Origin of the sequence: Olsenella sp. AGMB03486 (genome assembly GCF_040884255.1) — a bacterium.
GTDB classification, from domain to species: Bacteria; Actinomycetota; Coriobacteriia; order Coriobacteriales; family Atopobiaceae; genus Olsenella_L; species Olsenella_L kribbiana.
Map to the genome: position 1 here is coordinate 33,011 of NZ_JBEVTM010000019.1, position 13,223 is coordinate 46,233.

The 13,223-nt window shown below is 59.1% G+C and carries 9 protein-coding genes and 3 tRNA genes; 7 read left to right on the forward strand and 5 right to left on the reverse strand.

The annotated features are described in order from the left end of the window. Positions 1 to 161: 161 nt before the first annotated feature. From ABVS03_RS09350 to ABVS03_RS09360, 3 genes are all read right to left on the reverse strand, one after another. Positions 162 to 237, reverse strand: a tRNA-Gly gene (locus ABVS03_RS09350). A 6-nt stretch (positions 238 to 243) separates the two neighbouring features. Further along, positions 244 to 320, reverse strand: a tRNA-Pro gene (locus tag ABVS03_RS09355). A gap of 49 nt (positions 321 to 369) precedes the next feature. Next, complete coding sequence (locus ABVS03_RS09360) at positions 370 to 1,176, reverse strand: hypothetical protein (protein ID WP_368018889.1); 807 nt, start codon at positions 1,174 to 1,176, stop codon at positions 370 to 372. A 287-nt stretch (positions 1,177 to 1,463) separates the two neighbouring features. On the opposite strand from ABVS03_RS09360, the gene gdhA reads away from it, so the two are divergent. Further along, complete coding sequence (gdhA, locus tag ABVS03_RS09365) at positions 1,464 to 2,795, forward strand: NADP-specific glutamate dehydrogenase (protein ID WP_368018890.1); 1,332 nt, start codon at positions 1,464 to 1,466, stop codon at positions 2,793 to 2,795. A gap of 153 nt (positions 2,796 to 2,948) precedes the next feature. Here the strand turns inward: gdhA and ABVS03_RS09370 are convergent, their stop codons facing one another. Then, on the reverse strand, positions 2,949 to 3,203 hold the full coding sequence (locus ABVS03_RS09370; RefSeq protein WP_368018891.1) for a hypothetical protein: 255 nt from the start codon (positions 3,201 to 3,203) through the stop codon (positions 2,949 to 2,951). 72 nt (positions 3,204 to 3,275) lie between these two features. After that, positions 3,276 to 3,938: a hypothetical protein gene (locus ABVS03_RS09375; RefSeq protein WP_368018892.1), complete on the reverse strand. Its 663-nt coding sequence runs from the start codon at positions 3,936 to 3,938 to the stop codon at positions 3,276 to 3,278. A gap of 1,074 nt (positions 3,939 to 5,012) precedes the next feature. Here ABVS03_RS09375 and carA point away from each other — a divergent pair. The 6 genes from carA (at position 5,013) to clpX (ending at position 13,156) form a co-directional block, all read left to right on the forward strand. After that, positions 5,013 to 6,278 (forward strand): glutamine-hydrolyzing carbamoyl-phosphate synthase small subunit, encoded by a 1,266-nt coding sequence (carA, locus tag ABVS03_RS09380; protein WP_368018893.1) that lies wholly within the window; start codon positions 5,013 to 5,015, stop codon positions 6,276 to 6,278. Beyond that, positions 6,278 to 9,511, forward strand: coding sequence for a carbamoyl-phosphate synthase large subunit (carB, locus tag ABVS03_RS09385; RefSeq protein ID WP_368018894.1), 3,234 nt, complete (start codon positions 6,278 to 6,280; stop codon positions 9,509 to 9,511). Before carA ends, carB begins: the two co-directional genes overlap by 1 nt. A gap of 146 nt (positions 9,512 to 9,657) precedes the next feature. Beyond that, positions 9,658 to 9,742: transfer RNA gene (locus ABVS03_RS09390), tRNA-Leu, on the forward strand. A gap of 66 nt (positions 9,743 to 9,808) precedes the next feature. Then, positions 9,809 to 11,152 carry a trigger factor gene (gene tig, locus ABVS03_RS09395; protein WP_368018895.1) on the forward strand — a complete coding sequence of 448 codons (1,344 nt, stop codon included), beginning with the start codon at positions 9,809 to 9,811 and terminating at the stop codon, positions 11,150 to 11,152. Positions 11,153 to 11,245: 93 nt separating this feature from the next. Further along, positions 11,246 to 11,866, forward strand: a complete 621-nt coding sequence (locus tag ABVS03_RS09400; protein WP_330971393.1) for an ATP-dependent Clp protease proteolytic subunit — start codon at positions 11,246 to 11,248, stop codon at positions 11,864 to 11,866. A 3-nt stretch (positions 11,867 to 11,869) separates the two neighbouring features. Then, positions 11,870 to 13,156, forward strand: coding sequence for an ATP-dependent Clp protease ATP-binding subunit ClpX (gene clpX, locus ABVS03_RS09405; RefSeq protein ID WP_368018896.1), 1,287 nt, complete (start codon positions 11,870 to 11,872; stop codon positions 13,154 to 13,156). The last annotated feature ends 67 nt before the right edge of the window (positions 13,157 to 13,223 follow it).

A 13,223-nucleotide genomic window follows, 5' to 3' on the forward strand; every position in this document is an offset into this window, starting at 1 on the left:
AGGGGAGTCAGGCATCGAACTCGCTGGCTCGGTGATGCGTAAAGGGCAGTCTGCATGGCGGATGGCAAATCAAAGGGAATTCTCGCTGCATCATCTGTCGAGGGGTCACAGAGCAATAAAGAAGCAGGCCACAGCGTGTGCTGTGGCCTGCTGGTCTCTCATGGAGCGGCGGACGGGACTCGAACCCGCAACAATCAGCTTGGAAGGCTGACGCTCTACCAATTGAACTACCGCCGCATTTCGTGGTCGGGGCGACTGGATTCGAACCAGCGACCCTCTGCTCCCAAAGCAGATGCGCTACCAAGCTGCGCTACGCCCCGAAGTGCGTTGTTTAGTATACGTGAGCGGGCGCCGGATGGCAACGAAAAACTAGAAGGAGTAGGTGCTCTCGACAATTGCTGCAACTTCGTCCACAGACTCGGACGGAGCTTCGGCTGCGACATAGCGGACATTGCCGGAGTCATCGGTGAGCATCCAGCAGATGACCCTTGTGCCATCGCCGTAGGTGATCGTAAGCTTCGTGGCCTCGCGGTTGGCAAGCGTCGTCTGCTCCTGCTGGATGTTGTCATCCGTCACGTCGTATTCCTTCGCGTGATAGATGATGGCCTTGATAGCATCGTCGATCGTCACGGTCTCGCTCTCCGTGCTCGAAGACGAGGTCGAGGACTTTTCTGTGGTGCTGGTCGAAGAGGAATTCGTTCCTGACGAGGAAGTGCCGCTGTTCGCGGAGGAATTGCTGCTCTCCTCTGTCTTGGCAGTGGAGGAGCTCTCGGAGGTGCCGTTCTGCGTCGTAGTGCCAGACGTGGCATTCTCGGTCGTCGTGGAGCCTGTCGTGGTCGAGGTCGCGGCTGACTTCTCGGCATTCTTGGAGTTCACGATATCGACGTCGGTCGAGTCCATGACCTTCATCGTGATGATTTTGGTGGCCGTGATATCGCAGAACTCGATGTCGCCCGAGCCGCTCTTCGTGGCAAGGGAAATCCAGTCGGAAGGAACGGTCACATAGCCGACGCCTACCTTGCCGACGCGACGAGTGGTCTGTTCAGTCGATTCGCTGGTCGTGGTGGTCTGGTCTGCTTCCTGTTCGCTGGTCGTCTGTGCCTTGCAGGCGCTGACAGAAACTGCGCATGCAGCGGCAAGAATCGGGACCAGCACCTTCGTTGAAAGCTTTGGCATCGCGCCTCCCCTGGAGTGACTGTTTGATGAAAACCATAGCCATCTTATGTACCTAACATGCCTTGTTTCCGGCGAATTACCTGTAATTACACGAACGGGCAGGTATTCCTGCAAAAGTTTTGCAAGGTGAACGGAATGTTACGAAACATGGAAGCTGACGTTACCAAATACACACCATTTCAAATGCTTATTATCAAACAATTATATTTTTATCTGCTTTTCAGAGCTTTGCGGTTTGAAGACTCTGCTGCACTTTCCCTGTAACGAACTGCATAGGAAGGAAGCTCATGAACTACTCTGAGCGTGTGGTAAAGGATCTCGAGTCGCGCTATGCTGACCAGCCTGAATTCATCCAGGCGGCCCGCGAGGTGCTCCTCACCCTCCAGCCGGCACTTGATGCCCATCCCGAGTATGAGAAGGAGGGACTGCTCGAGCGCCTGGTAGAGCCTGAGCGTATCGTCATGTTCCGTGTTCCCTGGGTGGACGACGAGGGCAAGGTCCAGGTCAACCGCGGCTATCGCATCCAGTTCAACTCTGCCATCGGGCCCTACAAGGGCGGCATCCGCCTGCATCCTTCCGTGAACCTCTCTATCCTGAAGTTCCTGGGCTTCGAGCAGGTCTTCAAGAACTCGCTCACGACGCTTCCTATGGGCGGTGCAAAGGGCGGCTCTGACTTCGATCCCAAGGGCAAGTCTGACCGCGAGGTCATGCGCTTCTGCCAGTCCTTCATGTTCGAGCTCTATCGTCACGTCGGTCCTGACACGGATGTCCCGGCAGGCGACATCGGCACCGGTGGCCGCGAGATCGGCTACATGTTCGGCGCTTACAAGAAGATCACGAACAGCTGGCAGTCTGTCCTTACCGGCAAGGGCCTCTCGTATGGCGGCTCCCTTGCACGTCCTGAGGCTACAGGCTATGGTGCAGTCTACTTCCTGCTCAATATGCTCAAGCAGAAGGGCGAGTCCATCAAGGGCAAGACGGTCGCTGTCTCTGGTGCCGGCAATGTCGCCCAGTACGCTGTCCAGAAGGCAGAGAGCCTCGGTGCCAAGGTCATCACGGTCTCTGACTCCAACGGCTATGTCTACGATCCTGATGGCATCGACTTCGATACCCTCGTAGATATCAAGCAGGTCCGCCGCGGCCGCATCAAGGAGTATGTCGAGGCACGTCCTTCCGCTGTCTACCATGAGGGAGAGCGTCCTTGGGGCGAGAAGTGCGACATCGCAATGCCGTGCGCCACGCAGAACGAGCTCGATCTCGACGATGCCATCAAGCTGACCGAGAATGGCTGCCGCTATGTGGTCGAGGGTGCGAACATGCCGACGACGACCGATGCTACGCTCTATCTCCAGCAGAATGGCGTCTTCTTCGCTCCTGGCAAGGCTGCCAATGCTGGCGGCGTCGCAACCTCTGGCCTCGAGATGTCCCAGAACCATGAGCACCTGTCCTGGACCTTCGACGAGGTCGACGACAAGCTTCATGGCATCATGGATTCCATCTACAAGGCTGCGTGGGATGCTGCCAAGGAATATGGCCACGAGGGCGATCTGGTCTTCGGCGCCAACATTGCTGGCTTCCTGAAGGTTGCTGACGCAATGATGTCCCAGGGCATCATCTAACGTTCGAAATCAGCTGCATTGAAGAGGGAAGCTCCGGATTGCAAGGTCCGGAGCTTCCCTTTGATGTATCTATGCAGCAATGGGTGGGAGTGCAGCTCATAGCAGAAAGCGATGGCAGTCCAGAAGGGGGTGCCTGCCTATAGGCGGGAAATGCTATGCCTGCTGTACAGCCTGTCCTTTTCCGGTGCTGTCCTCCCTGCCGAACGAGAGGACCTCGTCGATCGTGGACTCGTCGAAGCCGCGGGAGCGGAGGCTGACCGCAAGGCGCCTCCTCTCGAGCTCTGCGCCCTGCTCCAGGCCTTGCCTGCGGCTCTCTTCGCGGGCCTTCTGCTCGCGCTCGGCATACTTCTCGTCCGCTTCGCGCTTCTCTTCGGCATACCGCTCGTCAGCGAACTTCAGTATCTTCACGCCCATGGCTTCTCCGGTCTCCAACGTCCCATGTCATCATCATACAGCCAGCTCATCGCCAGGCTGGATGCTTCAGGCTTGCTGGACATCCGGTCCCTCTCCGCCGTCGTCCTTCCTGCCGAAGGAGAGCACCTCGTCGATCGTGGACTCGTCGAAGCCGCGGGAGCGGAGGCTGTCCGCAAGGCGACGCCTCTCCAGCTCTGCACCCTGCTCCAGTCCCTGCTCTAGCCCCTGCTTGTGGCTCTCTTCGCGGGCCTTCTGCTCGCGCTCGGCATACTTCTCGTCCGCTTCGCGCTTCTCTTCGGCATACCGCTCGTCAGCGAACTTCAGTATCTTCACGCCCATGGCTTCCCTCACCTCTCTCTGCAGGGGCTCATAGCCCCGCAGCAGATGGTCTGATACCTTGATTATAAGCTCCGTCATGCGTCTCTGAAATGTGCTGCTGCCCTCTGCATCCTCTGCGGGGGACTGCTTAGAGGCGTTTGCATGCAGCGCCTCGGCAAAGCGCATCTGCAGGGTTCTGCATTCTGCGAGCAGCTGTTTCGCAAGCACACTGTCGTGTGCTGCTGCCTCGAAACTTCCTTCGTAGCGCATGAACCAGAAGGGGAGGAGGATGAAGAGCCTATGCTCTAGCATCTCCTCCAGATCGATCTGCTTCACCCATATGGCCGCTGTCCTATGCTCCGAGGTTTCTCCGCTAGGCTCTCCGATTTCAATGGAAAGGAAAGGCTGCATACGTTGTGCATCTCTCAGGAAGATAACGCAGGAATGCGGCAGCTTCAGGAAATGGTGCTCATGCTTGGCCTCTGCTTCCTCATGCGCTATCTCTCCGTCATACCTATCCATTCTCATGGCCATATGCGGATCCCAGGAGCTCTGGCATTCGATATGGAAGGCTGTCTCCTCTATTCGAAAGACAGAGTCGGCGATGCGCTTCTTGATCCTGCCTTCATATTCCTCTCCCATGCGAGATATGCGCGCGTCTTCGGGATAGCTTGTTCCGAATGCGTAGTTCGCAAGCGGGATGAGGAGAAAGGGCATCTTCTGCGTCATCGTCTTGAAGACAGAATCGTATATCGAGTCCGTGCTCATGGATGCTTCCCTCCTTTTTCGGCCTGCACCAACAAGATGCGGGAAGCATAGCATGAAACAAGAACAAATGTTCTAACAGCATTCTTGCAGCGCTCTGACAATGTCGGGCAACGCTGCGAAATGAAGAAGACAGGCCAATGAATGACGGCAACACAAGAATGGATGCAGCTTCATGGCAGAGGGCAATCTGGACCGGTTCTAAGACGGGGAAGAATTCACGGACATGAAGAACAAGCATCTGCAAGAGGGTCACAAAGCTGAATGCATGCAGCCTCCATCAACGTTCTGCGGAGACTGCTCAATGGGGCCTGTGCTGTGTGCTCAAGACCTGTGCTGTACGTTGCCCCTGCGCCATCTGTCTGCCGGATGCCATTGCTTTGCTTATGTCCGATAGATCTGAGGCTCTGCAGCGCACCTGATGCCGGGTGCGCTGTTGATGGCGGTGGGCATACATGCATAAAAGTTTGAGTATATGACCGATTGTTAGATGCGTACCTATCCCGTAAAGACAAGAATGGGTCTTCTCTTTGGAAGGACTTGCCGTATAATCCTTGCAAGCCTTTAAAGCGGCACGAGATGCCGGTAAGGAGAATCTGGGTGAGTCCTTCTTCCTCATAGATTCAGGGAGCATTGTCACATGGTGACGTGCTCCCTTTTTTCGTAAATGGGGCCTCTGTGCCCCATGCTGGGGGATTTGGTTTTGCCAACGAAGGAAAGGTGGCCATCTTGAACCTTTTGGTGGACGACGGCAAGCATCCGAAGGCGCTTCTGGCGCTCGAGGACGGGACTGTCTTCGAAGGAAGGTCGTGCGGTGCCCAAGGGGAGACCTTCGGCGAAGTGGTGTTCAACACCTCTATGGTGGGCTATCAGGAGATCGTGAGCGATCCGAGCTATGCTGGCCAGATCGTCACGCTGACGTACCCGCAGATCGGCAACTACGGCATAAACGAGAAGGATATGCAGTCGAGGAAGCTGAACCTGCGCGGCCTCGTGGTGCATGACATGTGCTATGCGCCGAGCAACTGGCAGAGCGTCGAGAGCCTGCCGGACTTCCTTGCAGAGCGTGATATCGTCGCTATCGAGGATGTGGATACGCGTGCGCTCACACTCCATATCCGCGAGTGCGGTGCCATGCGTGCCGCCATCTCGACGGTCGATATCGACCCCGAGAGCCTGGTTGCCCGTGTGAAGGCGTCGCCCAAGATCTCCGAGCACAACTACGTGGCAGATGTCTCGACGCGCGAGCGCTATACGGTGTCGCCTGACAAGGGTCCTGTGAAGCACAACGTCGTCGCCTACGACTGCGGCGAGAAGCTCGGCATCGTAAAGAGGCTCGCAGCTGTCGGCTGCGAGGTCACGGTCGTGCCGTGGGATACGCCGTTCTCCGACGTCGAGGCCATGAATCCGGATGGCGTCTTCTTCTCGAATGGCCCAGGAGATCCTGAGTCCGTACCGTCGACGGTGCGCGCCGTGAAAGCAGCGCTCGGCAAGCTTCCGGTCTTCGGCATCTGCCTTGGCAACCAGGTTATCTCTATGGCAGCAGGAGCTGACATCGAGAAGCTCAAGTATGGCCACCACGGCGGCAACGAGCCGGTCATGAACCTGCTTACGGGCAAGGTCGAGATTACGGCACAGAACCACAACTATGGCCCTGTCTTCCCGACGTTCGGACCGCTCATCCCCGAGCTTTCGGGCGGCATCGCCGACCATGCAGAAGACCTCCGCTTCTGGTCCGAGCGCCATATCGCGCCGGTTGTTCAAACGAAGGAGTATGGACGCGTACGCTTGACGCATGTGAATCTCAATGACGGAACGCCTGAGGGCATCCAGTTCCTCGATATCCCTGCCTTCTCGATGCAGTACCACCCTGAAGCAAAGCCCGGACCGAACGATTCCACCTATGCCTTCGCTGCCTTCGTACGCATGATGGACGGCGTGGAGGACTATCTGGCAATCGACGTCCGCGAAGGGAGGCGCTTCTGATGCCGAAGCGCACTGATATCAAGAAGATCCTCATCATCGGCTCTGGCCCGATCGTGATCGGCCAGGCCTGCGAGTTCGACTATTCCGGCACCCAGGCGTGCAAGGCGCTGCGCGAGGAGGGCTACGAGGTCGTCCTCGTGAACTCGAACCCCGCCACGATCATGACGGACCCGGAGACGGCTGATCGCACCTACATCGAGCCGATCACCGTCGAGTCCGTAGCCAAGGTCATCGAGAAGGAGCGCCCCGATGCGCTGCTTCCGAACATGGGCGGACAGACCGGCCTCAACTGCGCCGTGGCTCTTGCCAAGGCAGGCGTGCTCGACAAGTACGGCGTCGAGGTCATCGGCTGCGACATCGACTCCATCGAGGTCGGCGAGGACCGCGAGCTCTTTGCCAAGGCCATGCGCGAGATTGGTCTCGAGGTCGCAAAGTCCGATGTGGCCCATACGCTCGAAGAGTGCGAGCGCATTGCAGACGATCTCGGCTATCCTGTCGTGATCCGTCCAGCATTCACGCTCGGCGGCGCTGGCGGCGGCATGGCATACAACCACGACGATCTTGTGCGCATCGCACGCGAAGGCCTTGCCCTCTCGCCGGAGACGGAAGTGCTCGTCGAGCAGTCCGTCGAGGGCTGGAAAGAGATCGAGATGGAGGTCATGCGCGACTCTGCCGGCAATGGCATCGTCGTCTGCTCCATCGAGAACCTCGATCCCATGGGCGTCCACACGGGCGACTCCATCACCGTGGCTCCCTGCCAGACCCTGAACGACTACGAGCTCCAGCGCCTGCGCGACTACTCGCTTGCCGTACTGGAAAAGGTCGGCGTTGCCTGCGGCGGCTCGAACGTCCAGTTCGCCGTGAACCCGAAGGATGGCCGTGTCCTCGTCATCGAGATGAACCCGCGTGTGAGCCGCTCCTCGGCTCTTGCCTCCAAGGCAACGGGCTTCCCGATTGCAAAGATGGCAGCGCTCCTCTCCGTCGGCTATTCGCTCGACGAGATCACGAATGATATCACCCGTGCCACCCCTGCCTGCTTCGAGCCTTCGATCGACTACTGCGTCGTGAAGATCCCGCGCTTCGCCTTCGAGAAGTTCAAGGGGACCTCTGAGACCCTGACGACCCGCATGAAGGCCGTGGGCGAGGTCATGGCCATCGGCTCCACGTTCGAAGAAGCGCTCCAGAAGGCCACCCGCTCCCTCGAGAAGGGTCATATGGGCCTCGGCGCTGACGGCAAGACGACCTACGACGAGGAGAACTTCGAGGACCTCGTCACGCGCGCCACGCCGAATCGCATCTTCTATATTGCAGAGGCGCTGCGCCGTGGCTGGACGGTCGAGGACCTGCACAAGCGCACCGGCATCGATGAGTGGTTCCTCTTCCGCATCCAGGATATCGTGAAGGCAGAGCGCGCCATCCACGAGCGTGGCCTTTCCGGCATGGATGCAGAGCACATGCTGGCCGCAAAGCAGATGGGCTTCTCTGACTGCCAGATTGCCTATCTCACGGGCCAGAAGGAAGAGGTCGTACGTGCCCTTCGCGAGGTACTGGGAGTCCGTCCTGTCATAAAGACGGTCGATACCTGCGCAGGCGAGTTTGCTGCCCGCACGAGCTACCACTACTTCACCTATGAGGTAGGAGGGGCATCGGAGTTCCATGAGGCAGAAAAGCCCCGTGTCGTGATCCTCTCTGCAGGACCGAACAGGATTGGCCAGGGCATCGAGTTCGACTACTGCTGCGTGCATGCTGCCTACGCGCTCGAGGCCAAGGGCTATGAGACCGTCATGGTCAACTGCAACCCCGAGACGGTCTCCACGGACTATGACACGTCCGACCGCCTCTACTTCGAGCCGCTTACGTTCGAGGATGTCATGAACGTCGTCGAGGCTGAGCACCCCGAAGGCGTCATCGTCACCCTCGGCGGCCAGACGCCTATCAACCTCGCCAGCCGCCTCAAGGCCGCAGGCGTTCCCATCATGGGCACGCAGCCTGAGGCCATCGACCTCGCTGAGGACAGGGACCGCTTCGCAAGCCTCCTCGACAGGCTCGAGATCTCCTATCCGCCTTCATCCGTCGCCGAGACCCTGGACGAGGCCCGTGCTGTCGCCAAGCACATCGGCTACCCGCTCCTGGTCCGTCCGAGCTATGTCCTGGGCGGCCGCGGCATGGCAATCGTCTACGACGACAACGACCTCAAGACCTATATGGGCGAGGCAACGAAGGTCTCTCCGGACCACCCGGTCTATCTCGACTCCTTCCTCGAGGATGCCATCGAGCTCGATGTCGATGCCCTCTGCGACGGAAACGAGTGCTACGTGGGAGCCGTGCTGGAGCACATCGAGGAGTGCGGCATCCACTCGGGTGACTCTGCCTGCTGCTTCCCGCCGTTCTCGCTCTCTGACAAGATCGTCGCGAACATCCGCGCCATTGCCGCGAAGCTCGCGCTTGCCTGCCACATCAAGGGCCTTCTCAATGTCCAGTTTGCTGTCAAGGACGAGCAGATCTTCGTGATCGAGCTGAACCCGCGTGCATCGCGCACGGTGCCCTTCTCCTCGAAGGCGACGGGCGTGCCTCTGGCAAAGTATGCTGCTCGCATCATGAGCGGAGAGAAGATCTCCGACTTCAGCCTGCCTCCTGTTGATCGCGACCTTGGCTACTACGCTGTCAAGGAAGCTGTCATGCCGTGGAGCCGCTTCCCGGGCGCCGACGTCACGCTCGGACCGGAGATGAAGTCCACGGGCGAGGTCATGGGCATCGATACCACGTTCCCGAAGGCCTATGCGAAGACGCGCGAGGCCATCGAGTACGAGATCCCGATGTCGGGCAATGTCTTCATCAGCGTCTGCGACCGCGACAAGCGCTCCATCGCGCCGGTCGCGATGACGCTGAGGCAGCTCGGGTATGACCTTCTGGCCACCCGCGGCACGGCAAAGACGCTGCGTGCTGCCGGCATCGAGTGCCGCATCGTGAAGCCGGTCCGCGAGGGGCACCCGAATGTGATCGACCTCATGGCAGACGGCGAAATCGCCTTCCTGATCAATACGCCTCATGGCCACAGCTCCCGTGGCGACGGCACGAAGCTCAGGAGCGAGGCCGTGAACAGGGGAATCGACATGGCAACGACGATGTCGGGTGCGACCGCTCTTGTCCAGGCCATCGTGGCCCTGCGCGAGTCCTCGCTTGGCACCTATGCCCTCCAGGACCTCAGCAAGCTTGCTCCTGCAGAGGAGTAGCTAGGGCAATTCAGAACCTCCTTCCCTTCGGGGGAGGAGGTTTTTCTGTGCAGATGGGGCCAACAAGGCTTCTGAGCTATGGAATTGTGGCAAATCAGCGCCAGACACCACAATATTTGCTAACATATAGTGTCCGTGCGACAAATGCGGGCGTGGCGGAATTGGTAGACGCGCTGGATTTAGGTTCCAGTGAGGACACTCGTGAAGGTTCAAGTCCTTTCGCCCGCACCACATCGGTCGGAAAAGAAGGTACGGCCCATCTGCCGTGCCCGAAGCGTATAGAACAGTGGAGGAACCTTGAAGATTACTGTTACCGCAGCTGAGCCCAAGGACAACGAGGTTGCAGCAAAGCTCACCATCTCTCAGCAGGACGTCGACAACGCCGTCAAGGGTGCCTACAAGGACATCGCGAACAAGTACAGCTTCAAGGGCTTCCGCCGTGGCCGTACCCCGCGTCCTGTCATCGACTCCCTCATTGGCCGCGAGGCAGTGCTTGCCCAGGCAACGAACGACCTGCTGAACCAGGCAGAGCCGCTCATGCTCGAGGAGCTTGACATCGTGCCGGTCGAGCAGGCGAACTTCGGCGACGATCCGGACCTTGCCAAGGAGGGCGAGGACTACACGATCGACGTCACGATTCCGGTGCGTCCTGAGGTCGAGCTCGACTCCTACGACGCTCCTGCCATCAACATGCCGCCTGAGGAGGCCACCGAGGCCGAGATCGACCAGCAGGTGAAGCAGCTCCTTTCCTACCACACGACCGTCGAGGACGTCGAGGAGGACCGTGGCGTCCAGCAGGGCGACCTCGTCTCCGTCGATGTGGAAAACAAGGAGAATGCTGATTCCGTTGCCGGCACCGATCGCACGATTGATCTTTCCTCCAAGGCTCTTCCGGCTGAGTTCGTCGACGCTCTCATGGGCATGAAGAAGGGCGAGACGAAGGACGTCGAGTGGACGACCTCCGAGGAGAAGGACGGCGAGACGACTGAGACCAAGCACGCCTGCACCGTCACCCTCAAGGGCATCAAGAAGCAGGTCACGCCTGAGCTCACCGACGAGCTTGCCAAGTCCACGTTCGGCTTCGACACCGTTGCCGACCTCCGTGACGCGGTCAAGGAGGAGATCGAGTCCGACAAGAAGACGAGCCTCCCGAACCTCAAGGAGGACCGTGTCGTCGAGGAGATGGGCAAGCACGTCACCCTCGAGACCATCCCTGAGAACTACGTCAACCAGGTGCTCAACGAGATTGCCCAGGACTTCCTGCAGCAGCTCCAGCGCCAGGGCATGACGCTCGACCTGTACCTGCGCTTCCGCGGCATCACGTCCGACGAGTTCGTTGCTGACCTCCGCGAGCAGGCCAAGGAGCGTGCTCGCCAGTCCCTCGCTCTTGACGCGCTGGCCAAGCACCTCGGCGTCGAGGCAACCGAAGAGGATGTCGAGAACGAGTTCAAGAAGGCCGGCGCCAAGGATGTCAAGGCCCAGATGAAGCAGTTCACGCAGCAGGGCCAGATGCCCGCCATCCGCGAGTCCATCCGCCGCACCAAGGCTCTGAACTGGCTCGTCGAGAACGCACCTGTGACGATCGTCGACGAGATTGCCGAGCAGGCAGCAGCTGACGACAACGCAGAGGATGCCGAGTAGCTCCACAATTCAGACACTTTTGGTATCCCCAGTAATGCAAGCGCGTTACTGGGGATATTCAGTAGGAATCTACTAGCAGTTGGAAGGGGAGAAATGCACAATCCAACGAACATTCCGCTGATACCGTATGTCGTCGAGCAGACGCCGCGTGGCGAGCGCAGCTACGATATCTATTCGAGGCTGCTCAACGATCGTATCGTCTTCCTCGGCGAGGAGGTCACACGCGATAGCGCCAACCTCGTCATTGCCCAGCTCCTGCACCTCGAGAGCCAGGATCCCGACAAGGACATCTCGCTCTACATCGACTCTCCTGGCGGAGATGTCTATGCAGGCCTCGGTATCATCGATACGATGAACTTCATCAAGCCGGACGTCTCCACAATCTGCGTCGGCATGGCTGCCTCCATGGGCGCTGCCATTCTCGCTTCCGGCACGAAGGGCAAGAGAATGGCGCTTCCGAACTCCATGATCTTGATCCATCAGCCGAGCTCCGGTGTCCAGGGCCAGCAGACGGATATCCAGATCGTCGCAGACGAGACGAAGTGGATCCGCCAGCACCTGAACGAGATGCTCGCTGAGGCCACCGGCCAGCCGATCGAGAAGATCAATGCCGACACCGAGCGCGACAACTATATGCGCGCAGAAGAGGCCAAGGAGTACGGCCTCGTCGACAAGGTCATCGGCAGGCGCGTCGACGCCACCGAAGAGGAGTAGTGAATGGCAGACGACGAAATGCGCTGCTCGTTCTGCGGCAAGACGCGGAGCCAGGTGCGCAAGCTCATACAGGGGCCCAACCATGTTTACATCTGCGATGAGTGCGTGAAGACGTGCGAAGACATCATCAAGGAAGCAGACAGGGCAGAGGCTGACTTCAGGGAGGCAGAGGAGCCGCAGTTCGCTCCTGCCGCCCCCATCAAGGAGCTTCCGACCCCTCATGAAATCTACAATGAGCTCTCCCAGTACGTCATGGGCCAGGAAGAGGCAAAGCGCGCCATGTCGGTAGCGGTCTACAACCACTACCGCCGCATCATGGCTGGAAACGAGCCTTCTGCCGAGGGCAACGATGTCGAGCTTGCCAAGAGCAACATCCTGCTGCTCGGCCCCACCGGCACCGGCAAGACGCTTCTTGCGCAGACGCTTGCACGCTTCCTCGAGGTGCCTTTCGCTATTGCTGACGCCACCACGCTTACCGAGGCCGGATATGTCGGCGAGGACGTCGAGAACATCCTCTTGAAGCTCATCACGGCTGCCGACGGTGATGTCGAGCGTGCCCAGGTCGGCATCGTCTACATCGACGAGATCGACAAGATTGCACGCAAGGCAGAGAACCTCTCCATCACGCGTGACGTGTCGGGCGAGGGCGTCCAGCAGGCGCTCCTGAAGATCCTCGAGGGAACGATGGCAAGCGTGCCTCCTCAGGGCGGCAGGAAGCACCCGCAGCAGGAGCTCATCCACATCGACACGACGAACATCCTCTTCATCTGCGGCGGCGCCTTCGTCGGCCTTGACAAGATCGTGGCTGACCGCATCGGCAAGAAGGGCATCGGCTTCAATGCCGAGCTCACGAAGAAGGTCGACGAGGACGAGGACTTCCTCATGTCCAAGGTCATGCCGCAGGACCTGCACAAGTTCGGCATGATTCCTGAGTTCGTGGGCAGGATTCCTGTCATCACGGCGACGCACGAACTCAAGGAGGACGACCTTGTCCGCATCCTCACGGAGCCCAAGAACGCTATCGTGAAGCAGTACAAGCGCATGTTCGAGCTCGAAGGGGTCGATCTCGAATTCGAGCCTGAGTCGCTCCGAGAGATTGCAAGACTCGCTCTCAAGCGCAATACGGGCGCTCGAGGACTCCGTGCTATCTGCGAGGCGACGCTTCAGGATACGATGTTCGATATCCCGAGTGACCTCGATGTGACGAAGGTCACGGTCACGAAGGAAGCGGTCGACGGGACTGAGCCGCCCCGTCTCGGCTATGCAAACGAGAGCAAGCACACGGCATAGCTGAATAGGCAAGAAGCTGCATGCAATGTCCCGTTCTGCCGATGTGCAGAGCGGGACTTTTTTCATA

Bases quoted from the DNA above. Each gene is read 5' to 3' on its own strand.
- carB (WP_368018894.1), top strand. From the start codon at position 6,278: ATGCCGAAGCGCACTGATATCAAGAAGATCCTCATCATCGGCTCTGGC.
- gdhA (WP_368018890.1), top strand. From the start codon at position 1,464: ATGAACTACTCTGAGCGTGTGGTAAAGGATCTCGAGTCGCGCTATGCT.
- clpX (WP_368018896.1), top strand. From the start codon at position 11,870: ATGGCAGACGACGAAATGCGCTGCTCGTTCTGCGGCAAGACGCGGAGC.
- ABVS03_RS09375 (WP_368018892.1), bottom strand. From the start codon at position 3,938: ATGCAGCCTTTCCTTTCCATTGAAATCGGAGAGCCTAGCGGAGAAACC.
- ABVS03_RS09360 (WP_368018889.1), bottom strand. From the start codon at position 1,176: ATGCCAAAGCTTTCAACGAAGGTGCTGGTCCCGATTCTTGCCGCTGCA.
- ABVS03_RS09400 (WP_330971393.1), top strand. From the start codon at position 11,246: ATGCACAATCCAACGAACATTCCGCTGATACCGTATGTCGTCGAGCAG.